Below are 25,265 nucleotides of genomic sequence, written 5' to 3' on the forward strand. Positions count from 1 at the left end.
GGGCGAGCCGCTGGCGTTCGCCCAGGAGGACATCCGGCTGACCGGTCACGCGATCGAGGCCCGTCTGTGCGCCGAGGACCCGGCGCGCGGGTTCCTGCCCTCGGGCGGCACGGTGCTGCGGCTGCGCGAGCCGCAGGGGGACGGGGTGCGCACCGACTCCGGGCTGAGCGAGGGCACGGAGGTCGGCAGCCTGTACGACCCGATGCTGTCCAAGGTGATCGTCCACGGCCCGGACCGCGCCACCGCGCTCAGGAAACTCCGCGCGGCCCTGGCCCGCACGGTGACGCTCGGCGTGCAGACCAACGCCGGGTTCCTGCGCCGGCTGCTGGCCCACCCGGCCGTGGTGGCGGGCGAGCTGGACACCGGGCTGGTGGAGCGGGTGGTCGACGAACTGGTCGCCACGGACGTGCCGGAGGAGGTCTACGAGGCGGCGGCCGCCGTGCGGCTGGAGGCGCTGCGACCGAAGGGCGGGGGCTGGACCGACCCGTTCTCGGTGCCGAGCGGCTGGCGGCTGGGCGGGGAGCCGAAGCCGATGGCGTTCCCGCTGCGGGTGCCGGGACTCGAACCCGTCACCCACCACCCGGTGCGCGGCACCCACACGGTCACCGACGACACGGTCTCGGTCACCCTGGACGGTGTCCGCCACACCTTCCACCGCGCCGCCGACTGGCTGGGCCGCGACGGCGACGCCTGGCACGTGCGCGACCACGACCCGGTGGCCGCCTCCCTCGACCGCGCGTCCCACTCCGGCGCCGACTCGCTCACCGCCCCCATGCCGGGCACGGTCACGGTGGTGAAGGTCGCCGTCGGCGACGAGGTGGCCGCGGGCCAGAGCCTGCTGGTGGTCGAGGCGATGAAGATGGAGCACGTCATCTCGGCCCCGCACGCCGGCACCGTCACCGAACTGGACGTCGCGCCGGGCACGACGGTCGCCATGGACCAGGTGCTGGCGGTCATCGCGCCCGCGGAGACCGCACCGGAGGAGGAGACGGCATGAGCACTCCCGGACTCGGCCTGCCCATGGTCGTACCGGCCCCCGACCTGCCCGCCCGGGTCAGGATCCACGAGGTCGGCCCGCGCGACGGGCTGCAGAACGAGAAGGCGACCGTGCCGACCGAGGTCAAGGCGGAGTTCATCCGCCGCCTCGCCGACGCGGGCCTGCGGACGGTCGAGGCCACCAGCTTCGTCCACCCGAAGTGGGTGCCCCAACTGGCCGACGCGGAAGCGCTGTTCCCCCAGGTCAAGGACCTGAAGGGGGTGCACCTGCCGGTCCTGGTGCCCAACATGCGCGGACTGGAGCGCGCGCTCGCCCTCGGAGCGGACCGCATCGCCGTGTTCGCCAGCGCCACCGAGTCCTTCGCCAAGGCCAACCTCAACCGCACGGTGGAGGAGTCCCTCGCGGTCTTCGAGCCGGTCGTGGCCCGCGCGAAGGACGAGGGCGCCCATGTCCGCGGCTATGTCTCCATGTGTTTCGGCGACCCCTGGGAGGGCGCCGTCCCCCTCCACCAGGTCGCCCACGTGTGCGGGGCGCTGCTGGACATGGGCTGCGACGAGCTGAGCCTCGGGGACACGATCGGCGTGGCGACTCCGGGTCACGTACTGGAGCTGCTGTCCACGCTCAACGAGCAGCACGTGCCGACCTCCGTGCTCGGCGTGCACTTCCACGACACCTACGGCCAGGCCCTCGCCAACACCCTGGCCGCGCTCGAGCACGGCGTCACCACCGTCGACGCCTCCGCGGGCGGCCTCGGCGGCTGCCCGTACGCCAAGTCCGCCACCGGCAACCTCGCCACCGAGGACCTGGTGTGGATGCTGCACGGCCTCGGCATCGACACCGGGGTCGACCTCGGCCGCCTCGTCGCCACGAGCGAGTGGATGGCCGACCGGCTGGGCCGCCCCGGCCCTTCCCGCACCCTCCGCGCCCTCTCCCACAAGGAGCAGTGATAGACGATGAACCACCGTCTGACCCCCGAGCTGGAGGAACTCCGCCGCACCGTCGAGGAGTTCGCGCACGATGTCGTGGCTCCCAAGATCGGTGACTTCTACGAGCGGCACGAGTTCCCGTACGAGATCGTGCGGGAGATGGGCCGTATGGGCCTGTTCGGGCTGCCGTTCCCGGAGGAGTACGGCGGCATGGGCGGCGACTACCTGGCCCTCGGCATCGCGCTGGAGGAGCTGGCCCGGGTGGACTCCTCGGTCGCCATCACCCTGGAGGCCGGGGTGTCGCTCGGCGCCATGCCGCTGCATCTGTTCGGCACCGAGAAGCAGAAGCGGCGGTGGCTGCCCAAGCTGTGCTCCGGCGAGATGCTGGGCGCCTTCGGCCTGACGGAGCCGGACGGCGGCTCGGACGCGGGGGCGACCCGTACGACGGCCCGCCTGGACCCGGACACGAACGAGTGGGTGATCAACGGCACCAAGTGCTTCATCACCAACTCGGGCACGGACATCACGGGCCTGGTGACGGTCACTGCGGTGACCGGCCGCAAGCCCGACGGCCGCCCGCTGATCTCCGCGATCATCGTCCCCTCGGGCACGCCCGGCTTCACGGTGGCGCCCGCCTACTCCAAGGTGGGCTGGAACGCCTCGGACACCCGTGAGCTGTCCTTCTCCGACGTCCGGGTGCCGGCGGCGAACCTGCTGGGCGAGGAGGGCCGCGGCTACGCGCAGTTCCTGCGGATCCTCGACGAGGGCCGCATCGCCATCGCGGCGCTGGCGACGGGGCTCGCGCAGGGCTGCGTGGACGAGTCGGTGAAGTACGCCAAGGAGCGCCACGCCTTCGGCAGGCCGATCGGCGCCAACCAGGCCATACAGTTCAAGATCGCCGACATGGAGATGAAGGCCCACACGGCCCGCCTCGCCTGGCGCGACGCGGCCTACCGGCTGGTCGCGGGCGAACCCTTCAAGAAGGAAGCGGCCCTGGCCAAGCTCCACTCCTCCACGGTCGCCGTCGACAACGCTCGTGACGCCACCCAGATCCACGGCGGCTACGGCTTCATGAACGAGTACCCGGTCGCCCGGATGTGGCGCGACTCCAAGATCCTGGAGATCGGCGAGGGCACGAGCGAGGTGCAGCGGATGCTGATCGCCAGGGAGTTGGGGCTCGTGGGCTGAGGTAACCCGGCGACGCATCGCCAGGCTGGAGAGCTGTGCGTCGCCGTACGAGTCAGTCCGTGGCCCAGCTGACCGTCTGCCGATCGGCGGTGACGGTGACCTCGAAGCGTTCCAGCGGCGGCGCCCCGTCGGCCCGCCACCGGGTGACGTGCTCCTCGACCGCGTCCCACAGGAAGGCAGGGCCTCCCTGGCGGACGATCCACCGGCCCGCGTCCTCGAAAAGGACGGCCCAGGCACCGGCTTCGACATCGATGAGGAGATGTTCGGTGCGGCCGTCGCGGTCGAGGCTGACCCGCTGTGCCCGAGCCACGGCGAGCTGGGCGACGAAGCGCGTGGCCCAGTCGTCGAGGGCATCGGGCACGAGTTCGGCGGGGCGCTCCTCACCGTCGTCGAGGTTGGGCAGCAGGCCCAGCGGCGGCGGCATCTGGGGTCGTGCGAGCATGAAAGAAATCTGGCCGCCGAGGAGTGGGCCGGAGGCCGTCCCGTCGTCGTGAACGGTCAGCCGGGCGAGTTCCGAGGAGTACAGCCAACCGCACACGGGGACGAGAATGATCCCGCCGGGGCGGGTCTGCTCGATCCACTCATGGGGCACGGTGACGATCCCGCACGTGACGACGACGCGGTCATAGGGAGCACCAGCCACGTGCCCAAGAAGGCCGTCGCCGGTGACGAGGTGCGGGGTGTAGCCGACCTGCCCGAGCGACACGCGAGCGCGGCCGGAGACCGCTTCGTCGACCTCGACGGACGTCACCCGGTCGTCACCAAGACGTTGACACAGAAGGGCTGTCGAGTACCCGGTACCAGTGCCGATTTCGAGGACACGATGCCCGTCGCCGACCTGGAGGTCTTCGAGCATCCGCACGACCAGACCCGGCATCGTGGAGGACGAGGTGGGGGCGCGCAGGATTTCCCCCCGGATGTCACCGGGAACGACGGTGCCCGCGATCTGGGTGACCAGGGAGTCATCGTTGTAGCAGCGTCCCAGCCACTGCGGGTCATCGGGCATGACCGGCCGCCATGCGGTCGGAGCGGAGGCCTCGACCATTTCGAAGAAGCCGCCGCGCAGGAATTCATGCCGAGGGACGGCTTCGACAGCTCCGCGCCACGGCTCGGTGCGTAGGTGGCCGTCAGCGGTCAGGCACTGGGCGAGCCGCACCCGTAGGCCCTGGTCGTTCATCGAATCTTCCTCTCCAGCAGATCAGCCATGGCCGCTGTCATCGGCAGGCCGGTTTCCGGTTCCAACCACGCCCACTGGCCCGAGCTGTTGCACTCCAGGAACCACCATCGGCCCTCGCGGTCCACAGCGAAGTCGAAAGCGCCGAAGACGAGCCCGAAGCGGGACAGGTAGGCATGGAGGGCCTCGGTGACGCCCGGCGGCGGCTCGACGACCGTGTAGGTCAACTTGCTGTAGTCGGTGCGCCAGTCCAACAGGTCCGAGTCGATGCGGACGCAGAACACGCGGTCAGCCATGACCGTGACCCGGACGTCGGCGATCTTGTCGACGCGGGCCTGAAAGAGGTGGGCGGTGCCGGCCACGGCGTCGTCGATTTCCCCGGCCGTTACCTCGTTCACCTGAGCCGTGCAGGACACACCGTCGATCAGGTACAGCGGCGTCGACAACGGCTTGTAGATCACAGGACCGTGACGCTTGATGAAGGTGCGCGCGGTGCTGGGGTCGGAGGTCACCAGCGTCCGCGGGACACGGAATCCGGCCTGTACTGCGGCAGTGAGGCCGGAGGGCTTGAACTCGGCATCGCCGATGCGGTGAGGGTGGTTGACGTACAGGCATCCGGGCAGTGAGGCGACGACTCCGCCGAGGCCGTAGCGGGCCTGCGTGACGGCGAAGCGGGCCGTCTGCTCGTCCAGGTGGGGGAAGGTGAAGCAAGAGGGGCGGCGGTAGTACAGGGAGCGGACACGGGACAGATCCGCTGTGCGTGTGGGAGTGCTCAGCGTTCCTTCAAGGCCGTCAGGCGTGATGGTGGCCGCGAACGACAGGGTGGCGGGGAAGTCCCCGGAGTCGAACCGCACGACCGGGACTCCCCGGCCGTGCAGCTCGTTGACCACCAGGTCGGTCGTGGGGTCGTCCAGGTTGGTGACGACCAGAACCGGACCGAGGTCACTCACTGGTCGTTGTCGTTCCCCGTGTCCTGGTCTCCGCCGCCGGCGCCGCCGGGACCGGAACCGTCGGAGGGATTACCGGTGTTGGTGGCAGGGTTGGTGCCGGTGCTGGTGCCGTGACCGGGCATCTCCAGGACCTGCCCCGCGGCGTCGAAGTACCGCCCGGTCTGGGTGACCGGGTCCAGTTCGACGCGGGCGTACGACGGTGCCGGGGCCGGGTACGGAGCCATCCGCCGCAGACCCCACGGCGTGGGCGTGCTGATGCCCTGCGGAAGCGGCGTCCCGGTCGGGAGCCGGTCGGAGTGGGCGAACATCCTTGCCTCCATGTCGTTGGTGGTGGACATGCTCTTGGTGTGGTGCCAGAGACCCTGGGGAGACAGCGGTCCCCGGCACGTTGTCTGCCGTTCGCGGCGCGACTTGCCGACGATCTCACCGACTGTCAGCAGCCCTACGGAGATGCGGGGGTCAATTGGCCGTTTCCTTCCCTCAGGCCCTTTCCTCGACAAGGAGTTCAGCCCAAACGACCTTGTATGTGCCCTTCCCCCGGCCCTTGACGTCATAGCCCCACCGGTCGCTCAGCGTGTTGACCAGAAGCAGTCCCCGCCCCTCCTCAGCCTCCTCGGAGGGACGTCCTACCTCGGGAACGTCAGGAGAGGTGTCGGCGACACCGATTCGAACGCGGTCATTGGCCACACGGCGGACGATGACCCGTGCCATGCGCGAGCGGGTGTGATTGATCGCGTTTGTCAGCAGCTCCGACACGATCAACGTCCCAGCCTCCGTCAACTCTGTTATTCCCCAGGCACTGAGGGCGGCGCTGACGAGCAGCCGGGCCTTGTGGGCCGACTCGGGCTCACACGGCACGGTCTCCGAATAGCCGGGTACGCCGGTTGCGGTGGGGCTGGCGGCGGTCATGGTCACGTGGTGGTCTCCTCCGGGGTGGAGACCCCGCTCTCTCCCGCCCTTCGGTGCGCGAGGGAGCCAGGTCTCGTCCGTCGCCGCTGGTGGGAAGGCCGGCGTCCCGGCGGCGTGTGACCAGTCAACGCCCGTGACGGGTACGAGGGAGACTCCGAGTGGTGACTCCGAGTTGGAGTCACCACTCTGTCGCTGCCCGTAGCATCGAGGAGACGTGCAGTAGGGGGACGACTGATGGACCGCCAGACTCAGAACCCGCGTGAAGTCGTCGCGGGGCTGCTCGACGATGCCCGGTTACTCACGGCCTGTCGTGACCGCGATATGGGGGCACTGTTCCGACTGCTCAACCACCGGGGCATCAGCACACGCAAAATCGCTGCGGCCGTCGACATCACCCAAGGGCGGCTGTACGACTACATGAACGGCAAGAGCCGGGTTGAGAAGCTGTCGATGTTCGAGCAGATCGCCGATGCCTTCAGAATCCCCGGCTTTTTACTCGGCCTGGCCCGCCGGGCGTGGGAGCCCACCGTAGAAGTGGCGCCACAACAGTCGCAGACTCCGCCGGACGGGGATGATCTGGCGGCCATGGACGCCTTCCGGGCCGCCGACCGGCAGACCGGCGGAGGCCGCCTCTACGGAGCCGTAGTGCGGCACCTGAGCGACCGCGTAGCGCCGCGCCTGGTCGACGCCGCCAGCGGACCCCAGGTCTTCGCCACCGCGGCAGCGCTGACGGAAATGGCCGGGTGGATGGCCCACGACTCCGGTCAGGACGACCGCGCCATCAAACACTTCGCCCGAGCTCTTCCCCTTGCTCGAACCTCCGGTGACCTCCCCCTCGCGGCTCATGTCGCGGCATCCAGCAGCCATCTCGCGCTCCAGACCGGCGATGCGGCTGGGGCGGTGCGCTGGGCACAGACCGGCCTCCACCTCGCCGGTCAGGGACCGAGAATTCCTGCCCTTTCGGCGCGACTCCACACCATGCAGGCCCGCGCCCTCGCAGCAGCGGCACAGCACACGCCAGCCGTCCGCGCTCTCGAACAAGCCCACCGTGCTCTCGACGCCTCCGTTTCCTTCGCGCATCCGTGGCTGTCGCCGTTCGACACCGCCGCACTGGCGAGCGAGTCGGCGCTGATCTGGCGGGACTTGGGGTGTTACGACGAGGCCCTGGCACATGCCGAGGACGCAGTACGGCTGCGCGAAGACGGCCGGGCCCGTTCCCTGACTCTCAGCCGCATCACCCTCGTCGGAATCCACGTGCAGCGAGAGGAACTCGATGCGGCGGTGACCGTCGGACACGACTTGCTGACCACCAGTCCCACGCTCAGCTCAGTCCGCGTCATCCACCAGCTCGACCGCCTTCAACGGCTGCTGGAGCCGCACAAGGCGTACGGGCCGGTACGGGAGTACCTCATGCGGTTCGACGACGCGCGCAGGGCCAGAATGCTCCTGCTGGCCGACATCATCACCGGAGGCATCCCAGCATGAAGCCCAGCCCGGACGACCCCGACGCCTGGAACGCGTATTTGGCCGAAGGAAACGCCAAGCAAGCCAGAAAGCGCGTCGCGGCGGATGTGGTGCTCAGGGACACGGCCGGCCGAGTGCTACTGGTGAATCCAACGTACAAACCGGACTGGGACTTGCCCGGCGGGATGGCAGAGGAGAACGAGCCGCCCGAGGAGGCAATGACGCGGGAGCTGGGTGAGGAGCTGGGCCTGGACATCGTTCCGCGCGGGCTCCTGGTGGTCGACTGGGTGGCCCCACACGGGCCGTGGGACGACCACATCGCGTTCGTCTTCGACGGCGGCATGATCGACGGGGAAGGGCTGATTCCCCAGGACGAGGAGCTGTCCGAGGTCCGCTTCGTGTCCGCTGATACGGCGCTGACGCTGGTGGGCGAGCGGATGCGGCGCAGGCTCAGCGCGGCTCTGCGAGCGATCGACCAAGGTCGGCCGCAGTACTTGCGGGATGGCCGCTCAGCCTGGTAGCGAACACAAACGGGCAGCACGGTCACACACACCGTGGCGTACCCGCGCCCCACCCACAAGGCGTACTCCTCCATGGTCGCCGTCGACAGCGCCCACGACGCCACCCAGAGATCACGGCCGGGAGTGAGTCAGCAACCACTGACCCACCCCAGCCGACCTAGTGCCGTGACCGCGAAGGTTCACCGGGGTCAGCTCGATCAGTCTGATCGGGCTGCTTCCCACCTCCATGAGGTTTGGCGAGGGAGGCCGTCGAGGTCCCCGCGGCCGGTGCACCAGAGAAGTACCTGGGTGGGGTCTCCGGGCGGGGCGGCGGGGAAAAGCCGGTTGAGTACGGCTGCACTCAGCGGTGCTGGTGGCAGCCAGTCCACGGACAGTCCCTGCGTGATGTCGTGCGTGTGCAGCAGGGTTTCGGCAACGCCCATCGCCGCGAATCCCCCGAGATCGCACGGACCCCAGTGCCAGGCACGCAGGGTCGGGCTGGCTGTGGCCAACGCGCTGCTGAGCAGCCCGCCGCAGGCGGTGACGGCCTGGAGTAGCTCAGCCGGTGAGGCGGTGGGGCGGACGTTCAGATCGAAAGGGAGGTAGGCGTCGGTGGGCTGTGCTGCCAACTGCCCTGCGTAGGCCGTCAGGTCGTGGCCGATGTGCGCTGCTGTTTGCCAGCAGGTCCAATCGAGCGGCCCCGCCGACACCGTCCAGTCCTCAGCGGTATGAGGGCTGAGTATCCGCAGCATCTCTGCCACGGCGGCGTCGACATCCTGATGGTTCATGCGGAACTCCTCGCGGTTCGTGCTGTGCGACGGGGCTGTGCCGGCTGTCGTTCCTCCACGCCGCCAGGAATCTGGCACGTCCCGCCCGTCGAATACGAAGCCAACTACTACACCGAACTCACGAAACCCCAGGTCATCACCACAATCTGAGATCTCTACCGAACCCGGGGCGATTCACATCGTATGGCGCACCACTGACAAGGGCCGGAGCCAGAGATGCCCCCCCTGGACAGCAGCTGAGGTTAGGCTAACCTACCTTCGAACCTGTCCGGCGGGCGCCCCGCCCTGTTCGAAAGCAGTCGTACCCATGCCCAACGCCCGTTCCACCACCCTCTCCCGCCGCGGCGTCCTCGCCGCGGGCGGCGCCCTCGGCCTCGGTGCCGTGCTCGCGGCCTGCGGCGGCGAGGACGCGAAAAGCGGCGGCTCGGGCGGCGGAACGACTGCCGCACGGTCCGGCCCCTGGTCCTTCGAGGACGACCGGGGGCAGACCGTCAAGGCCGACGAGGTCCCGTCGGCCATCGTGGCCTTCGTCGGCGTGGCCGCCGCACTGCACGACTACGGCGTCCAGGTCAAGGGCGTCTTCGGCCCGACGACGACCAAGGACGGCAAGGCCGACGTACAGGCCGGCGACATGGACGTCAGCAAGGTGACGGTCCTCGGCAACGAGTGGGGCCAGTTCAACATCGAGAAGTACGCGGCCCTCGCCCCCGACGCCCTGATCTCGACGATGTTCGACGACGCGGGCACCCTCTGGTACGTCCCGGAGGAGTCGAAGAAGAAGATCCTCGCCGTCGGCGCCCCCAGCGTCGGCATCTCCGTCTACGACCGGCAGCTGACCGAGCCGCTGGAGCGCATGCTCGCGCTCGCGAAGTCCCTCGGCGCGGACGTCACCACCGACAGGGTCAAGCAGGCCAGGAAGCGCTTCGAGGACGCGGCCGCCCGGCTGCGCGCCGCCGCCAAGGCCAAGCCGGACATCAAGGTGATGGCGGGGTCGGCCAGCCAGGACCTGTTCTACGTCTCCGGCACCAACCTCTCGGTCGACCTGGAGTACTTCAAGGCCCTCGGCGTGAACCTCGTCGAGCCCCCTGAGAGCGCCAAGAAGCAGGGCGGCGGCTGGTTCGAGTCGCTGAGCTGGGAGAACGCCGACAAGTACGCGGCGGACGTCATCATGATGGACAACCGCACCTCGGCCGTCCAGCCCGCCGACATCACCCAGGCCACCTGGAAGAAGCTCCCCGCCGTCAAGGCCGGCCAGGTCGTCCCGCGCACCGCCGAGCCGATCCTGTCCTACGGCAAGTGCGCCCCGCTCCTGGAGGACCTGGCGAAGGCCATCGAGACGGCCAGGAAGGTGAGCTGACTCCTCACAGGAAGAACCGGGTCGGCGCGGTGGAGTGACGCCGGCCGGGGAGGGGGCGGCGTTCCGCCGAAGCTCAACTCAGGTTAGGCTAACCTAAGTTGATGTCGCGCGACTCCGCCCCTCATCGCGTCCCCACGGACGTCCCACCCCCCGGAGGACCCCCACATGCGCTCACACCTGCTCAATGACCTCACCGCGGAGCACTACCGACGCTCCGTGAAAGAAGGAGTGGAGCGGGTGGCCGCCAGGCTCGCCGCCACCGACCGCCCGTTCACCGGGATCACGGCCGACGCCCTCGCCCCCCGCATCGAGCGGATCGACCTCGACCGGCCGCTGGGCGACACCACCGCGGCCCTCGACGAGCTGGAGGAGGTCTACCTGCGGGACGCGGTCTACTTCCACCACCCCCGCTACGTCGCCCACCTCAACTGCCCGGTCGTCATCCCCGCGGTGCTCGGCGAGGCCGTCCTGTCCGCCGTCAACTCCTCCCTGGACACCTGGGACCAGTCGGCCGGCGGCACCCTGATCGAGCGCAGGCTCATCGACTGGACGGCCGCCCGTATCGGCCTCGGCCCCGCCGCCGACGGCGTGTTCACCTCCGGCGGCACCCAGTCCAACCTCCAGGCGCTGCTGCTCGCCCGTGAGGAGGCCAAGACGGACGACCTCGCGCGGCTGCGGATCCTCGCCTCCGAGGCCGGCCACTTCAGCGTGCGGAAGTCGGCGAAACTGCTTGGTCTGGACCCCGAGTCGGTGGTCGCCGTGCCCGTCGACCGCGACCGGCGGATGCGGACGGTCGCGCTCGCCCGCGAACTGGAGCACTGCCGCCGCGACGGCCTGGTCCCGATGGCCGTGGTCGCCACCGCCGGCACCACCGACTTCGGCTCCATCGACCCGCTGCCCGGGATCGCCGAGCTGTGCGCGCGGTACGGCACCTGGCTGCACGTCGACGCGGCCTACGGCTGCGGCCTGCTGGTCTCCCCCACCCGCCGCCACCTGCTCACCGGCATCGAACACGCCGACTCGGTCACCGTCGACTACCACAAGTCCTTCTTCCAGCCGGTGAGTTCGTCCGCCGTGCTGGTCCGGGACGCCGCCACCCTGCGGCACGCCACCTACCACGCGGACTACCTCAACCCGCGCCGCGCGGCGACCGAGCGCATCCCCAACCAGGTCGACAAGTCCCTGCAGACCACCCGCCGCTTCGACGCCCTCAAACTGTGGATGACACTGCGCGTCATGGGCGCCGACGGGATCGGCCGGCTCTTCGACGAGGTGTGCGACCTGGCCGCCGAGGGATTCCGGCTGCTCGTCGCCGACCCGCGCTACGACGTCGTGGTCGAACCGGCCCTGTCCACCCTGGTCTTCCGCTGGGTCCCGGCCGCCGTCACCGACCCGGCCGAGATCGACCGTGCCAACCTCCACGCCCGCAAGGCCCTGTTCGCCTCCGGCGACGCCGTGGTCGCCGGCACCAAGGTCGCCGGCCGCCACTACCTGAAGTTCACCCTGCTCAACCCCGAGACGAAGCCGGACGACCTCGCCGCCGTCCTCGACCTGATCGCCGGCCACGCCGAGCAGTACCTGGGAGAGTCCCTTGACCGTGCGTCCTGAAACCCCCATCGCCCCTTATGACTTCGTGGGGATCGGGCTCGGCCCCTTCAACCTCGGCCTCGCCTGCCTCACCGAGCCGATCACCGAACTCAGCGGTGTCTTCCTGGAGTCCAAGCCCGACTTCGAGTGGCACTCGGGGATGTTCCTCGACGGCGCCCATCTGCAGACCCCGTTCCTGTCGGACCTGGTGACCCTGGCCGACCCGACGTCCCCGTACTCCTTCCTCAACTACCTGAAGGAGAAGGGCCGCCTGTACTCGTTCTACATCCGCGAGAACTTCTATCCCCTCCGGGTCGAGTACGACGACTACTGCCGCTGGGCGGCGGCCCGGCTGAGCAGCGTCCGCTTCGGCACGACCGTGACCGAGGTGACGTACGACGAGACGGACGAGCTGTACGCCGTACGGACGCACACCGGGGCGACCTACCGCGCCCGCGTGCTGGTCCTCGGCACCGGCACCCCGCCGCACGTCCCGGACGCCTGCCGCGACCTGGGCGGCGACTTCGTCCACAGCTCCCGCTACCGGGAGCACAGGGCACGGCTCCAGCGCAAGGAGTCGATCACCCTGGTCGGCAGCGGCCAGTCCGCCGCCGAGATCTACCACGACCTGCTCGGCGGGATCGACGTCCACGGCTACCGGCTGAACTGGGTCACCCGCTCCCCGCGCTTCTTCCCGCTGGAGTACACCAAGCTCACCCTGGAGATGACCTCCCCGGAGTACATCGACTACTACCACGCGCTGCCGGAGCCGACCCGCTACCGCCTCACCGAACAGCACAAGGGCCTGTTCAAGGGCATCGACGGGGACCTGATCAACGACATCTTCGACCTGCTCTACCGGAAGAACCTCACCGGTCCGGCCCCCACCCGCCTACTCACCAACTCCGCGCTCACCGAGGCGGCGTACGACGACGGCACGTACGCCCTCACCTTCCGCCAGGAGGAGCAGGACAAGGACTTCGAGCTGCGCAGCGAGGGCCTGGTCCTGGCGACCGGCTACCGGTACGCCGAACCGGAGTTCCTGCGGCCCGTCCGCGACCGCCTGCGCCGCGACTCGCACGGCAACTTCGACATCGCCCGCAACTACGCCGTCGACGTCACCGGCCGGGGCGTCTTCCTCCAGAACGCCGGCGTGCACACCCACAGCGTCACCAGCCCCGACCTGGGCATGGGCGCGTACCGCAACAGCTGCATCATCCGGGAGCTGCTCGGCACCGAGTACTACCCGGTCGAGAAGACCATCGCATTCCAGGAGTTCGCAGTATGACGACCTTCACGATCCGTCCGCTCGACCCGCTGAAGGACGCCGAGCTGCTGCACGGCTGGGTCACGCACCCCAAGGCCGGGTTCTGGATGATGCAGGACGCCGGGCTCGAGGACGTCGAGCGCGCCTACCTGGAGATCGCCGACGACGAGCACCACCACGCGTTCCTCGGCCTGCACGACGGGGAGCCCGTCTTCCTGATGGAGCGGTACGACCCCGCCCACCGGGAGCTGGCCGGGCTGTACGAGCCCGAGCCGGGCGACGTCGGCATGCACTTCCTGGTCGCGCCGACCGACACACCCGTGCACGGGTTCTCCCGGGCCGTGATCACCGCCGTGATGGCCCACCTCTTCGAGGATCCGGGGACGAGGCGGGTGGTGGTCGAGCCCGACGTGCGCAACACGGCCGTACACGCCCTGAACGAAGCCGTCGGCTTCGTACCGGAGCGGGAGGTCCGGAAGCCGGAGAAGACGGCGCTGCTGAGCTTCTGCACCCGGGAGCGGTTCGAGAGGGCGGTGCGCGCGTGACCCCCGCCGACGCCGTGGCCCACCTCTCCCCCGGGCACTGGGAGACCGCCAACCGCCTGCTGATACGCAAGGCCCTCGCCGAGTTCGCCCACGAGCGGCTGATCACGCCCGAGCGGGACGGCGGCCACTACGTCGTCCGCGGCGACGACGGCCTGACCCACTACCGCTTCACCGCCACCCGCCGCGCCCTCGACCACTGGCAGGTGGACCCGGAGTCCATCTCCCGCCACCGGGACGGCGACGAACTCCCTCTCGCCGCCCTGGACTTCTTCATCGAGCTGAAGCGGACCCTGGGCCTGGGCGACGAGATCCTGCCGGTCTACCTGGAGGAGATCTCCTCCACCCTCGCGAGCACCTGCTACAAGCTCACCAAGCCACGGGTGACCTCCGCCGAGCTGGCGCGCCGCGGCTTCCAGGACATCGAGACCGGCATGACCGAGGGCCACCCCTGCTTCGTGGCCAACAACGGGCGGCTCGGCTTCGGCGTCCAGGAGTACCTCTCCTACGCCCCCGAGACCGCGAGCCCCGTCCGGCTGGTGTGGCTGGCCGCGCACCGCTCACGGGCGGCGTTCACGGCGGGCGCCGGCATCGAGTACGAGTCCTTCCTGCGCCAGGAGCTGGGCGGGGCGACCGTCGAACGGTTCGAGAAGCGGCTGCGCGAGCAGGGCCTGGACCCCGCCGACTACCTCCTCCTCCCCGTCCACCCCTGGCAGTGGTGGAACAAGCTCACCGTCACCTTCGCCGCCGAGATCGCCCGCCGCCACCTGGTCTGTCTGGGCGAGGGCGACGACGAGTACCTGGCCCAGCAGTCCATACGGACCTTCTTCAACGCCTCCCACCCGGAGAAGCACTACGTCAAGACCGCCCTCTCCGTCCTCAACATGGGCTTCATGCGCGGGCTGTCGGCCGCCTACATGGAGGCCACCCCGGCCATCAACGACTGGCTGGCGCGGCTGATCGACGACGACCCGGTGCTGAGGTCGACGGGCCTGACGATCATCCGCGAGCGGGCGGCGGTCGGCTACCGGCACCTGGAGTACGAGGCGGCCACGGACCGCTACTCGCCGTACCGGAAGATGCTGGCCGCGCTCTGGCGGGAGAGCCCGGTGCCCTCGCTCCGGGAGGGCGAGTCCCTGGCCACCATGGCCTGCCTCCTCCACGTGGACCACGAGGGCGCGTCCTTCGCGGGCGCGCTGATCGAACGCTCCGGGCTGACGCCCACCCAGTGGCTGCGGCACTACCTGCGGGCCTACTTCACCCCGCTCCTGCACAGCTTCTACGCCTACGACCTGGTGTTCATGCCGCACGGCGAGAACGTGATCCTCGTCCTGGAGGACGGCGTGGTGCGGCGGGCGGTCTACAAGGACATCGCCGAGGAGATCGCGGTGCTGGACCCGGACGCCGCGCTGCCGCCCGAGGTGCGGCGGATCCGGGTGGAGGTCCCGGAGGACAAGAAGCTGCTGTCGATCCTCACGGACGTCCTCGACTGCTTCTTCCGCTTCCTGGCCGCCCAGCTCGCCACCGAGGGGATCCTCCGGGAGGACGACTTCTGGCGGACGGTCGCCGAGGTGGTCCGCGAGTACCAGCGGTCGGTGCCCGAACTCGCCGAGAGGTTCCGGCGGTACGACATGTTCGCCCCCGAGTTCGCGCTGAGCTGCCTCAACCGGCTCCAACTGCGCGACAACCAGCAGATGGTGGACCTGGCGGACCCGTCGGGCGCGCTGCAGCTGGCCGGGAACCTGAGGAACCCCCTCGCGGAGTTCTGACCCGGACGGCGGCCCCGGACGGGCGACCCCGGACGGCGGCCCCGGACGGGCGGGCACCCCGGAGTACGGTCCTCCGGGGTGCCCGTCGCACGTTCGCTCACTGAGCGGGCCAGGGCACCTGCGGCGACCGGTGGTACCCGATCCCGAGCGCGTCCCAGCGCGGCGCCTGGGCCGCGAGCCGCACCTTGTAGGCGTCCCAGTCGTGCGTGGCCGCCGGCGACCAGCCCAGCTCGGCGACGCCGGGCAGCCGGGGGAAGGCCATGGTGTCGATGTGGGCGGAGGTGGACAGGGTCTCCGACCACAGCGGGGCCTCGACACCGCGCACGGCGGACGCGGGCACGCCCGGCAGGTAACCGCCCGGGTCCCAGTCGTACGACCGCCGCACCTCGACGTAACCGGCCCAGGCCAGCCCCAGCGGAGTGTCCTTGGTGTACTTCATGTCCAGGTACACCCGGTCGGCCGGGGACAGGATCAGCCCGGTGCCGTTCTGGGCGGCCCGCGCGACCCGGTCCTTCTCCGCCGCGCTGGTGGAGTCCAGGCCCCAGTACTGGGCGAGGGCGCCCTTGGCGGGGGTGGCGCCGGTCAGCTGGTGCCAGCCGATGACCGTCTTGCCGTACCGGGCGACGATCGGCTGCACCCGGTCCATGAACCTCACGTAGTCGTCGTGGCTCGTGGAGTGCGCCTCGTCACCGCCGATGTGCAGGTAGCGGCCGGGGGTGAGGGCGGCCAGCTCGCGGATCACGTCGTCCACGAAGTCGTACGTGATCTCCTTGTCCACGCACAGCGAGCTGAAGCCGACGTTGGTGCCGGTGTAGAGCGGGGGTGCCACGCCGTCGCAGTTCAGCTCGGCGTAGGAGGCCAGGGCCGCGTTGGTGTGGCCGGGCATGTCGATCTCGGGGACGACCTCCAGATGGCGGGAGGCGGCGTAGCGGACGATCTCCTTGTAGTCGGCCTTGGTGTAGTGGCCGCCCCGGCCGCCGCCGACCTGGGTGGAGCCGCCGTGGGCGGCCAGGCGCGGCCAGGAGTCGACGGCGATGCGCCAGCCCTGGTCGTCGCTGAGGTGCAGGTGCAGGGCGTTGTACTTGTAGAGGGCGAGTTCGTCGATGTAGCGCTTGACCTGGGCGACGGTGAAGAAGTGCCGGGAGACGTCGAGCATGGCGCCGCGGTACGCGTAGCGCGGGCTGTCCTGGATGGTGCCGCCCGCGACCAGCCACGGTCCCGGCTGCACGGACCTCTTCTCGACGGCGGCGGGCAGCAGCTGGCGCAGGGTCTGCACGCCGTGGAAGAGCCCGGCCGGTTCGCGGGCGGTGATGGTCACGCCCTGGGCGTCGCTGTCGAGGCGATAGCCCTCGGCCCCGGACGAGTCCTTGGCCAGCCGCAGTCGGATGCCTCCCTGACCGTGCGTGGTCACGGGCAGGCGGTAGCCGGTCGAGGGGCGCAGGATGTCCGCGAGGTAGGCGCCGACCTGGCGGGCCTCGTGGGAGTCGTCGACGCGGATGTGGGTGCCGGGGGTGATGCGGTACGCGGCTTCGCCGGCCGTCACGGAGGCGGGGGCGGGGACCACCTGGTCCAGGGGGGTCGCGGCCCGCCGGGGCGCCGCGTGCCCGGCGGGCGCCGCGCCCACGGAGAACGCCCCGGTCGCCGCCACCAGCAGCAGCGAACCCAGGACTCGGGCCATTCGGGCCGTGGGGGCCGTAGGGGCCGAGGGGTCCGTACGGGGCGTACCGGTCGCAGGGGGAGTCGTTCCAGGGGGAGTCGTTCTGTGGTGCCGTCTCACATGCGCTCCCTTCACACTCGGATGGGGCCGGGGCTCGGCGAGCCCGGCCCAACGGTATAGACCACTCTCTCGCAGATGCGGTGAAGCCGTCTTCCCGTGGCGGAAATCATCCGGAAGAGCGACACGCGGACGGCGGGCTCCACGCACCACCAAGGGCAGGTTCCTGCCCGAAATCGGGCAGGATTCTTGCGCGAGCGGACTCCGTGCTCCAAAATCCTCCGGGTGCACGACGAACTTGTTGATCACCTCGCGCGGTCCACGCCCCTGAACCGGGGCGAGGCGCTGCGGGTGGTCCAGGACGTGCTCGCCTATTTCGACGAGACGACCGAGGAGTTCGTCCGTCGCCGCCACCGCGAGCTGCAGGCCCAGGGCCTGGTGAACGCGGAGATCTTCGAACGGATCGGGGCGGAACTGAAGTACCGCGCGGTGGCCCCGCCGGAGCTCTCCCTCCGGCAGCTGCGGCGGATCGTCTACGGCTGAGGGATACCCATACATGTGCGGAATCGTCGGATACATCGGGAAGCGTGACGTCGCCCCGCTGCTCCTGGAGGGCCTGCAGCGCCTGGAGTACCGCGGCTACGACTCGGCGGGCATCGTCGTCACCTCGCCGAAGGCGCCGGGCCTGAGGATGGTCAAGGCCAAGGGCCGGGTCCGGGACCTCCAGGCGAAGGTCCCGGCGCGCTTCAAGGGCACCACCGGCATCGCCCACACCCGCTGGGCCACCCACGGCGCCCCGTCCGACGTGAACGCCCACCCGCACATGTCGGCCGACGACAAGGTCGCCGTCGTGCACAACGGCATCATCGACAACGCCGCCGACCTGCGCCGCAAGCTGGAGGCGGACGGCGTGGAGTTCCTCTCCGAGACCGACACCGAGGTCCTCACCCACCTCGTCGCCCGCTCCGAGGCCGAGACGCTGGAGGAGAAGGTCCGCCAGGCCGTCCACCTGGTCGAGGGCACCTACGGCATCGCCGTGCTGCACGCCGACTTCCCCGACCGGATCGTGGTGGCCCGCAACGGCTCGCCGGTCGTGCTCGGCATCGGCGAGAAGGAGATGTTCGTCGCCTCCGACGTCGCCGCGCTGGTCACCCACACCCGGCAGATCGTCACCCTCGGCGACGGCGAGATGGCCACCCTCACGGCCGACGACTTCCGCACGTACACCACCGAGGGCACCCGGACGACCGCCGAGCCGACCACCGTGGAGTGGGAGGCCGAGTCGTACGACATGGGCGGCCACGACACGTACATGCACAAGGAGATCCACGAGCAGGTCGAGGCCGTGGACCGGGTGCTGCGCGGCCGGATCGACGACCGGTTCGCCACCGTGCACCTCGGCGGCATCAACCTCGACATCCGCGAGGCGCGCGCGGTGCGCCGGGTGAAGATCCTGGGCTGCGGCACCTCGTACCACGCGGGCATGATCGGCGCCCAGATGATCGAGGAGCTGGCCCGCATCCCGGCCGACGCCGAGCCGGCCTCCGAGTTCCGGTACCGCAACGCGGTGGTGGACCCCGACACGCTGTACATCGCGGTCTCGCAGTCCGGTGAGACGTACGACGTGCTGGCGGCCGTGCAGGAGCTCAAGCGCAAGGGCGCGCGGGTGCTCGGCGTCGTCAACGTGGTCGGCTCCGCGATCGCCCGCGAGGCGGGCGGCGGCATCTACGTGCACGCCGGTCCCGAGGTGTGCGTGGTGTCCACCAAGTGCTTCACCAACACCTGTGTCGCCTTCGCGCTGCTGGCGCTGCACCTGGGCCGTATCCGCGACCTGTCGGTGCGCGACGGCAAGCGGATCATCGAGGGCCTGCGCAGGCTCCCGGCGCAGATCTCCGAGATCCTGAAGCAGGAGGAGGAGATCAAGGAGCTGGCGGAGCAGTACGCCGACGCCCGCTCGATGCTCTTCATCGGCCGTGTCCGGGGCTACCCGGTGGCCCGTGAGGCCTCCCTGAAGCTCAAGGAGGTCTCCTACATCCACGCCGAGGCCTACCCGGCCTCCGAACTCAAGCACGGCCCGCTGGCCCTGATCGAGCCCGCCCTGCCGACGGTGGCGATCGTGCCGGACGACGACCTGCTGGAGAAGAACCGCGCGGCCATGGAGGAGATCAAGGCCCGCAGCGGCAGGATCCTCGCCGTCGCCCACCAGGAGCAGGAGAAGGCCGACCAGACGATCGTCGTCCCGAAGAACGAGGACGAACTGGACCCGATCCTCATGGGCATCCCGCTCCAACTCCTCGCCTACCACACGGCGTTGACCCTGGGCCGCGACATCGACAAGCCGAGGAACCTGGCCAAGTCGGTAACGGTGGAGTAGAGCGCCCCTGGAGGGGCGCGAAGGGGCGCGGGGCTGTATGTATCGACATGCGGCTCCTCCCCCAAGCCCCTGACGAGCGGGGGACCCCGTCGTGGGCGCGAGCAGCCCCGACGCGCCCGCACGGGCAGAACGAACGGAACGCCCCCCACGTGTGCCACTCGTCACGCGGGGGGCGTCACCCCTTTCAGGGGATGACGACCACCGGCCGCTGCGCGCGCTTGGCCAGCCGCCCGGCGACCGAGCCGAACAGCCGGCCGACGATCCCGTGCGTGGAGCCGACCACGATCGCGTCCGCCGCGTACTCCTTGCCGACCTCCTCGAGCTCGTGGCAGATGTCGCCGCCGCGCTCGACCAGGATCCACGACACCTCCGCGAGGTAGTCCGCGCAGGCGAGTTCGAGTCCGAGGACCTCGGTGCGGTGGTCGGGGACGTCGACGAAGACAGGCGGCTCGCAGCCGGCCCACACCGTGGTGGGCAGCCGGTTGGCGACGTGCACGATGATCAGCCCCGAGTGGGTGCGCCGCGCCATGCCGATCGCGTAGGCGAGGGCGCGCTCGCTGGAGGTGGAGCCGTCGAAGCCGACGACGACGCCGTGCTTGAACGCCGGATCACAGGGATGGCGTGGCTCTTCCGCCGCCAGGGGGTCGGCCGCCGTGGGGTCGGCGACCGGTCGCTTGCGGTCCGCGGGTTCGAAGAATTCGTGACCGGCCATGGCTGTCTCGGCGATGTGATCCTTTGTCGGGGACGACAGTGTGCGGCGGAGCGGTGTCCGGGAATCGTCTTCCCGTCCCCATACCCGCAAGGGTACGGCGGCACGCCTCCTTCTCGAGGTCCTGCGGTGTCCTGTGGGACCCGGACCGTCCCGCACACTCTCCGGTGGCGGTTCACCGGAGCATGCACGAGTGACGCCCGTGACGCAATGGTTGCTGCCCCATACAGGCGGTTTGTGCGTGATTCACTCACCGGTGGCCGTACACGTGCGGTAGGAAACCCGCCCGGCACCCCGTGCCGGGCGGGATCGGCCGGGAAGGGCCCGGGGGCCATGGCGGTGCCGCGGAGTGACCGGCCGGCCGGACGGGCGTTGAACCCGGAGAGCCACCGCCACAGGGAGCACGCCGTGTCCGGACCCCGCACCGCCCCCGCCGCCCCCACAGTCCCCGAGCACCGCCCGTCTCCCGGGAGGGATCCGGAAACCGGCGCGGAAGCCGGCACGGAAGCCGGCGCGGGGGGCGACAGCGTGGGCGAGGTGATCCGCTGGTCCGCCTTCAGCTGCGCCGTCGTCCCGGCGGTCCTGCTCTGGTACGGCACCTCGCTCGCCGGCGCCACCGGCACCGCACTGGGCCTCGCGGCCGTCACCGGGGTCTGCCGGATCCTGCTGCGCCGGTCGGAACGCGGGGCGGCCCGGCTGCGCGGCGAGGAGCGCGTCCCGCGCCGCGGCCGTCACCACAGGACCGGGACGGGGACCCACCGGGGCGGTCGGCGCCCGGGCTCGGCGACACCGGTCGACTGACCGGTTTCCGCGCACACGAACGCATGTTTTCAGCCAACTTCTCGCACCCGTGCATTCCCTTGCCGAAGCACCCCCCACCCCCCGTTCGACCTGCACGGAAAGGCTCTCGGGGACCCCGCGGACCCTATGCGGTTTGGCCACCGCGACAAGGCGCACTTCCCCGCACACTCCCCGAGTGCAACGCTTCGTGATCGAATGCTTCGCGCCAAGTTGTCATGTCGACAATCCGTCGGGTGGCGAACCGGTCACCGCGGCACGGCGTGACACAGTAGATTCGATCTTGACTGTCTTACGGCGGGGGACTCGTGCAGGACCGAGGGGAAACGTGCAGGAGCGACACAACCGAGGAGCCGCGACCACCGAGGGGGGCTTAGCAGTATGAGCCACGACTCCACTGCCGCGCCGGAAACCGCGGCCCGGAAGCTGTCCGGGCGACGCCGCAAGGAGATCGTCGCGGTGCTGCTGTTCAGCGGCGGCCCCATCTTCGAGAGTTCCATACCGCTGTCGGTGTTCGGGGTTGACCGCCAGGACGCCGGCGTGCCGCGCTACCGACTGCTGGTGTGCGGCGGCGAGGAAGGCCCGCTGCGGACCACGGGGGGCCTGGAACTCACCGCACCACATGGCCTGGAGGCGATCTCGCGGGCGGGCACGGTCGTCGTGCCGGCCTGGCGCTCGATCACCTCTCCACCACCTCAGGAGTCGCTCGACGCGCTGCGCCGGGCGCACGAGGAGGGCGCCCGCATCGTGGGCCTGTGCACCGGGGCCTTCGTACTGGCCGCGGCCGGCCTGCTGGACGGCCGCCCGGCGACCACGCACTGGATGTACGCGCCGACGCTGGCCAAGCGCTATCCGTCGGTGCACGTCGATCCACGGGAGCTGTTCGTCGACGACGGCGACGTGCTGACGTCGGCGGGCACGGCCGCCGGGATCGACCTGTGCCTGCACATCGTGCGCTCGGACCACGGCAACGAGGCGGCGGGCGCGCTGGCCCGGCGGCTGGTGGTCCCGCCCCGTCGGAGCGGAGGCCAGGAACGCTACCTGGACCGCTCTTTACCCGAGGAGATCGGCGCCGACCCGCTGGCCGAGGTCGTCGCCTGGGCGCTGGAGCACCTCCACGAGCAGTTCGACGTGGAGACGCTGGCGGCGCGGGCGTACATGAGCCGTCGTACGTTCGACCGCCGCTTCCGCTCGCTGACCGGCAGCGCGCCGCTGCAGTGGCTGATCACGCAGCGGGTGCTGCAGGCGCAGCGCCTGCTGGAGACGTCGGACTACTCGGTGGACGAGGTCGCGGGCCGCTGCGGCTTCCGCTCCCCCGTGGCCCTGCGCGGCCACTTCCGGCGGCAGCTGGGCTCGTCGCCGGCGGCCTACCGGGCGGCGTACCGGGCGCGGCGCCCGCAGACCGAGCGCCCGGCGGACGCCGACGCCCCTCCGGGCCCGACGCCCGTGCCGTCTCCCACGGGCGCGATGACCTCCCCGCCCGCCCCCTCCCTCCACCACCCGGAGGGTTACGTCCCCCACCAGGGCCGCCGCTCGCCGACAGCCCTGTCGGCGAGCGTGCCGGGGCAGCGGAGCGGGTAGCCTGCCGGCCGGGGTGGGCGGCAATGTTTTCCCGCCCACCCACCCGTCTCCCTGGGGTGGAAGGTTCCACCCCGGGACTCCACCCCGGGCCCGGCGGGGGCTACGCCCCCCGCGCCCCCCCCTTGGCCCGCCCCGGGCACGCGCAAGGGCCTGCCGGTCACCGTCGGGGACAAGGGCACGCACGGTCGGTTCCGCTCGCGGCGGCTCACCGTAAGGTGAGACACATGAACGATCGCATGGTGTGGATCGACTGCGAGATGACCGGCCTCTCGCTGTCCGACGACGCGCTCATCGAAGTGGCCGCCCTCGTCACCGACTCCGAGCTGAACGTGCTCGGCGAGGGCGTCGACATCGTCATCCGGCCGCCGGACTCCGCGCTGGAGACGATGCCCGAGGTGGTGCGTCAGATGCACACCGCGTCCGGCCTGCTCGCGCAGCTGGCCGGCGGTACGTCGCTGAAGGACGCCGAGGAGCAGGTCCTGGCGTACGTGCGGGAGTACGTGAAGGAGCCCGGCAAGGCCCCCCTGTGCGGCAACTCGGTCGGCACCGACCGCGGCTTCCTGCTGCGCGACATGCCGACGCTGGAGTCGTACCTCCACTACCGGATCGTCGACGTGTCCTCGATCAAGGAACTGGCCCGCCGCTGGTACCCGCGGGCGTACTTCAACAGCCCGGAGAAGAACGGCAACCACCGCGCCCTCGCCGACATCCGCGAGTCCATCGCGGAGTTGCGCTACTACCGCGAGGCCGTCTTCGTCCCGCCGCCCGGCCCCGACTCCGACACCGCCAAGGCGATCGCCGCGAAGCACGTCCTGCCTGCTCAGAAGGGCTGAACCAGGTCCCCCGAGGGGGCGCCGCGCAACCTGGGCGCGAGCACCCCTTCGGACCCTGTAGACTTCTTCTCGGCCGGTCGGGGAAACCACGGAATCCCTCGTGACCGGTCATGGTGGGTGTAGCTCAGCTGGTAGAGCACCTGGTTGTGGTCCAGGATGCCGCGGGTTCGAGTCCCGTCACTCACCCTTCACCAAGAGGCCGGTGCCCTGCGACAGGGTCACCGGCCTCTTGCGTACCCCAGGGCACGGCCACCGCGCGACGTGCGGCGCCCCGCGCGTCACAGCCGATCGGACGGACGGGGCGCAGGGCGGCCAGGTCGAGGGGTTCACGGTTCGGTGGGGGTTCCACCGAGCCGCCCGGAAACTGCCAGCGGCCGGGCGAGGTCGTCCAGGGTGCCATCCGCCCCACCAGCAGACGTCCGTCGTCCGCCGGTTGCGCGACGGCGACGAACAGGGACGGCAGCCGCACGGTCGCTCCGGGCACCTTGCGCAGGGTGTAGAGCCGGTAGGTGGCCCGTACCCAGGTCAGGACGAGGCCCTTCGGCTCCTCCTGATCCAGGCTCGTGCAGCCGGCCACCGGCCCGTCGAACAGGGCCGGGTTGACCCGGACCGCCGCGTTCCAGGCTTCGTCCATGGCGCGGCGGCCCTCGGGGGAAAGCCGGGGCAGCGGGGCTTCGACCAGCCGGAGCCGGTCGGCGTCGAAGAGGTCGACGCCGAGGGGCCCCGTCACGCGGTGGGGGCCGGGCCGCCGGGGACCTCGGAGTCACGGACGGGGACGACGCCGGTGTGCGCGGCGCAGTCGCCGCCGTCGCCGCGGCTGCTCCCGCGCCGGACGGCCGTGCTCAAGTCGATCCCGTCGCTTGCCGTTTCGGTCATCCTCAGCCGCTTCCTCGATCAGGGCGAGGGACGCCTCCGGTGGCAGTGCGGCGGCCCCCAGCAGATCGTACGACCTGCGGTATTCCTCCACGAGGACCGGATCGTCGAGGGTCTCCCCGCAGCCTCGGGCAGATACACCGCGGTCTGTATCACGCCTTGTCGGTACCACCCATCGAGTTTGTTCCGGCGTCCGAAAACGCCCGGGACGCTGCGCGCGGTGCTTCGTGCGGGGTGACGGACGTACCGCTCCCCGCCGGACCGTTGGCCCTGCTCCTGGCACCGGACCGCCCGGCTGAAGGCTGACATCCAAAGGGCATGCGATTCCAGGTGTCCGGCCGCTAGCCTCGGCGGTCATGAACCGGCGGCAGCTCAAGAAACTCTCCCGGCACCTCGTCACAGCGGCCGGCCAGGGCGACACCGCCCGCGCGGAGGAACTGCTCCGGGCCGGTGTCGACCCGGATCGGGCGGACCGCGAGGGCACCACTCCGCTCTACGCGGCGTCCGTGCAGGGGAACGCCGAGATGGCTCGTCTGCTCCTCGTGGCCGGGGCCTGCCCGGACGTCGAGAGCGGGCGCGGGTCGGAGGGCACGCCCCTGTGCGCGGCCGCGTGCTGGGGGCACACCGAGACGGTGCGCGAGCTGCTGGCGCACGGCGCCGATCCGAACCTCCGGGAGGATCACGGCACGGGCCGCTCCCCCCTGGAGTGGGCGGTCCGCGAGTCCTGTCCCGAAACCGTCGCCCTTCTCGTCGCGGCGGGAGCCGTCCCCCGCGACGGGGCCGGGTCCGTCACGACGACGCCCGCACCACCAGCTCCGTAGGCAGCACCGCCTGCCGCCGCTCCAGGTCCCGGGACGCGGCCGGGCGGCGGTCCGCGATCTCGGCGAGGAGGAGGTCGATCATCGCGCGGCCCATCTCCTCTATGGGCTGGCGGACGCTGGTCAGGGGCGGGTCCATGTGGCGGG

At 70.5% G+C, this 25,265-nt stretch carries 26 protein-coding genes and 1 tRNA gene; 17 read left to right on the forward strand and 10 right to left on the reverse strand.

What is annotated here, in order from left to right; translation table 11 throughout:
• The 3 genes from RH94_RS46010 to RH94_RS38225 form a co-directional block, all read left to right on the forward strand.
• On the forward strand, positions 1-997 hold a 997-nt coding region (locus RH94_RS46010), incomplete at its 5' end, for a biotin/lipoyl-containing protein (protein WP_324614352.1).
• Positions 994-1,944, forward strand: coding sequence for a hydroxymethylglutaryl-CoA lyase (locus tag RH94_RS38220; RefSeq protein ID WP_073952868.1), 951 nt, complete (start codon positions 994-996; stop codon positions 1,942-1,944). The genes RH94_RS46010 and RH94_RS38220, both read left to right, overlap by 4 nt.
• A 6-nt stretch (positions 1,945-1,950) precedes the next feature.
• On the forward strand, positions 1,951-3,111 hold the full coding sequence (locus RH94_RS38225; protein ID WP_073952869.1) for an acyl-CoA dehydrogenase family protein: 1,161 nt from the start codon (positions 1,951-1,953) through the stop codon (positions 3,109-3,111).
• A 52-nt stretch (positions 3,112-3,163) separates the two neighbouring features.
• Here RH94_RS38225 and tgmC read toward each other — a convergent pair whose 3' ends face one another.
• The 4 genes from tgmC to RH94_RS38245 form a co-directional block, all read right to left on the reverse strand.
• A complete protein-coding gene (tgmC, locus tag RH94_RS38230) occupies positions 3,164-4,288 on the reverse strand; it encodes an ATP-grasp peptide maturase system methyltransferase (protein WP_073952870.1) in 1,125 nt (374 codons plus the stop codon).
• Positions 4,285-5,235 carry an ATP-grasp ribosomal peptide maturase gene (gene tgmB / locus RH94_RS38235; protein ID WP_073952871.1) on the reverse strand — a complete coding sequence of 317 codons (951 nt, stop codon included), beginning with the start codon at positions 5,233-5,235 and terminating at the stop codon, positions 4,285-4,287. Before tgmB ends, tgmC begins: the two co-directional genes overlap by 4 nt.
• Positions 5,232-5,543, reverse strand: coding sequence for a putative ATP-grasp-modified RiPP (tgmA, locus tag RH94_RS38240; protein ID WP_073952872.1), 312 nt, complete (start codon positions 5,541-5,543; stop codon positions 5,232-5,234). Before tgmA ends, tgmB begins: the two co-directional genes overlap by 4 nt.
• Before the next feature lie 172 nt (positions 5,544-5,715).
• Complete coding sequence (locus tag RH94_RS38245; RefSeq protein ID WP_073952906.1) at positions 5,716-6,144, reverse strand: ATP-binding protein; 429 nt, start codon at positions 6,142-6,144, stop codon at positions 5,716-5,718.
• A gap of 234 nt (positions 6,145-6,378) precedes the next feature.
• On the opposite strand from RH94_RS38245, the gene RH94_RS38250 reads away from it, so the two are divergent.
• Both RH94_RS38250 and RH94_RS38255 read left to right on the forward strand, forming a co-directional pair.
• On the forward strand, positions 6,379-7,629 hold the full coding sequence (locus RH94_RS38250; RefSeq protein ID WP_073952873.1) for a helix-turn-helix domain-containing protein: 1,251 nt from the start codon (positions 6,379-6,381) through the stop codon (positions 7,627-7,629).
• Positions 7,626-8,129, forward strand: coding sequence for an NUDIX domain-containing protein (locus RH94_RS38255; RefSeq protein ID WP_073952874.1), 504 nt, complete (start codon positions 7,626-7,628; stop codon positions 8,127-8,129). The genes RH94_RS38250 and RH94_RS38255 overlap by 4 nt, the downstream gene beginning before the upstream one ends.
• 197 nt (positions 8,130-8,326) lie before the next feature.
• Here RH94_RS38255 and RH94_RS38260 read toward each other — a convergent pair whose 3' ends face one another.
• Positions 8,327-8,896 carry a maleylpyruvate isomerase N-terminal domain-containing protein gene (locus RH94_RS38260; protein WP_073952875.1) on the reverse strand — a complete coding sequence of 190 codons (570 nt, stop codon included), beginning with the start codon at positions 8,894-8,896 and terminating at the stop codon, positions 8,327-8,329.
• A 307-nt stretch (positions 8,897-9,203) separates the two neighbouring features.
• Here RH94_RS38260 and RH94_RS38265 point away from each other — a divergent pair, with 307 nt between their 5' ends.
• The 5 genes from RH94_RS38265 to RH94_RS38285 all read left to right on the forward strand — a co-directional run bounded on the left by RH94_RS38265 (position 9,204) and on the right by RH94_RS38285 (position 15,418).
• On the forward strand, positions 9,204-10,253 hold the full coding sequence (locus tag RH94_RS38265; protein WP_073952876.1) for an ABC transporter substrate-binding protein: 1,050 nt from the start codon (positions 9,204-9,206) through the stop codon (positions 10,251-10,253).
• Positions 10,254-10,418: 165 nt separating this feature from the next.
• On the forward strand, positions 10,419-11,861 hold the full coding sequence (locus RH94_RS38270; RefSeq protein ID WP_073952877.1) for a pyridoxal phosphate-dependent decarboxylase family protein: 1,443 nt from the start codon (positions 10,419-10,421) through the stop codon (positions 11,859-11,861).
• On the forward strand, positions 11,845-13,128 hold the full coding sequence (locus tag RH94_RS38275; protein ID WP_073952878.1) for a lysine N(6)-hydroxylase/L-ornithine N(5)-oxygenase family protein: 1,284 nt from the start codon (positions 11,845-11,847) through the stop codon (positions 13,126-13,128). Before RH94_RS38270 ends, RH94_RS38275 begins: the two co-directional genes overlap by 17 nt.
• On the forward strand, positions 13,125-13,652 hold the full coding sequence (locus tag RH94_RS38280; protein WP_073952879.1) for a GNAT family N-acetyltransferase: 528 nt from the start codon (positions 13,125-13,127) through the stop codon (positions 13,650-13,652). Before RH94_RS38275 ends, RH94_RS38280 begins: the two co-directional genes overlap by 4 nt.
• Entirely contained in the window at positions 13,649-15,418 is a 1,770-nt protein-coding gene (locus RH94_RS38285) for an IucA/IucC family protein (RefSeq protein WP_073952880.1), read from the forward strand. The genes RH94_RS38280 and RH94_RS38285 overlap by 4 nt, the downstream gene beginning before the upstream one ends.
• 97 nt (positions 15,419-15,515) lie before the next feature.
• Here RH94_RS38285 and RH94_RS38290 read toward each other — a convergent pair whose 3' ends face one another.
• Complete coding sequence (locus RH94_RS38290; RefSeq protein ID WP_073952881.1) at positions 15,516-17,096, reverse strand: beta-N-acetylhexosaminidase; 1,581 nt, start codon at positions 17,094-17,096, stop codon at positions 15,516-15,518.
• A 321-nt stretch (positions 17,097-17,417) separates the two neighbouring features.
• On the opposite strand from RH94_RS38290, the gene RH94_RS38295 reads away from it, so the two are divergent.
• Together RH94_RS38295 and glmS are read left to right on the forward strand one after the other, a co-directional pair.
• Positions 17,418-17,675 (forward strand): hypothetical protein, encoded by a 258-nt coding sequence (locus tag RH94_RS38295; RefSeq protein WP_073952882.1) that lies wholly within the window; start codon positions 17,418-17,420, stop codon positions 17,673-17,675.
• A 13-nt stretch (positions 17,676-17,688) separates the two neighbouring features.
• Positions 17,689-19,506, forward strand: a complete 1,818-nt coding sequence (gene glmS / locus RH94_RS38300) for a glutamine--fructose-6-phosphate transaminase (isomerizing) (protein WP_073952883.1) — start codon at positions 17,689-17,691, stop codon at positions 19,504-19,506.
• A 184-nt stretch (positions 19,507-19,690) separates the two neighbouring features.
• On the opposite strand, the gene RH94_RS38305 is transcribed toward glmS, so the two are convergent.
• A complete protein-coding gene (locus RH94_RS38305) occupies positions 19,691-20,218 on the reverse strand; it encodes a universal stress protein (protein ID WP_073952884.1) in 528 nt (175 codons plus the stop codon).
• A 405-nt stretch (positions 20,219-20,623) separates the two neighbouring features.
• Here RH94_RS38305 and RH94_RS38310 point away from each other — a divergent pair, with 405 nt between their 5' ends.
• The 4 genes from RH94_RS38310 (at position 20,624) to RH94_RS38325 (ending at position 23,613) form a co-directional block, all read left to right on the forward strand.
• Positions 20,624-21,016 (forward strand): hypothetical protein, encoded by a 393-nt coding sequence (locus tag RH94_RS38310; RefSeq protein ID WP_073952907.1) that lies wholly within the window; start codon positions 20,624-20,626, stop codon positions 21,014-21,016.
• 378 nt (positions 21,017-21,394) lie between these two features.
• Positions 21,395-22,594 carry a helix-turn-helix domain-containing protein gene (locus tag RH94_RS38315; RefSeq protein ID WP_073952885.1) on the forward strand — a complete coding sequence of 400 codons (1,200 nt, stop codon included), beginning with the start codon at positions 21,395-21,397 and terminating at the stop codon, positions 22,592-22,594.
• A gap of 224 nt (positions 22,595-22,818) precedes the next feature.
• Positions 22,819-23,427 carry an oligoribonuclease gene (gene orn / locus RH94_RS38320; RefSeq protein ID WP_073952886.1) on the forward strand — a complete coding sequence of 203 codons (609 nt, stop codon included), beginning with the start codon at positions 22,819-22,821 and terminating at the stop codon, positions 23,425-23,427.
• A 113-nt stretch (positions 23,428-23,540) separates the two neighbouring features.
• Positions 23,541-23,613 (forward strand) — tRNA-His (locus tag RH94_RS38325).
• Here RH94_RS38325 and RH94_RS38330 read toward each other — a convergent pair.
• Both RH94_RS38330 and RH94_RS41695 read right to left on the reverse strand, forming a co-directional pair.
• Entirely contained in the window at positions 23,609-24,157 is a 549-nt protein-coding gene (locus RH94_RS38330; RefSeq protein ID WP_234426361.1) for an NUDIX hydrolase, read from the reverse strand. The two genes, RH94_RS38325 and RH94_RS38330, sit on opposite strands and share 5 nt — an antisense overlap.
• Positions 24,154-24,303 carry a DUF397 domain-containing protein gene (locus RH94_RS41695; protein ID WP_143204129.1) on the reverse strand — a complete coding sequence of 50 codons (150 nt, stop codon included), beginning with the start codon at positions 24,301-24,303 and terminating at the stop codon, positions 24,154-24,156. Before RH94_RS41695 ends, RH94_RS38330 begins: the two co-directional genes overlap by 4 nt.
• Positions 24,304-24,656: 353 nt before the next feature.
• On the opposite strand from RH94_RS41695, the gene RH94_RS38340 reads away from it, so the two are divergent.
• Entirely contained in the window at positions 24,657-25,121 is a 465-nt protein-coding gene (locus RH94_RS38340) for an ankyrin repeat domain-containing protein (RefSeq protein WP_073952887.1), read from the forward strand.
• On the opposite strand, the gene RH94_RS46020 is transcribed toward RH94_RS38340, so the two are convergent.
• Complete coding sequence (locus tag RH94_RS46020) at positions 25,090-25,257, reverse strand: substrate-binding domain-containing protein (RefSeq protein WP_407697422.1); 168 nt, start codon at positions 25,255-25,257, stop codon at positions 25,090-25,092. The two genes, RH94_RS38340 and RH94_RS46020, sit on opposite strands and share 32 nt — an antisense overlap.
• Positions 25,258-25,265: the final 8 nt, after the last annotated feature.

Source organism: Streptomyces kebangsaanensis (assembly GCF_001906585.1).
Taxonomy (GTDB): Bacteria; Actinomycetota; Actinomycetes; order Streptomycetales; family Streptomycetaceae; genus Streptomyces; species Streptomyces kebangsaanensis.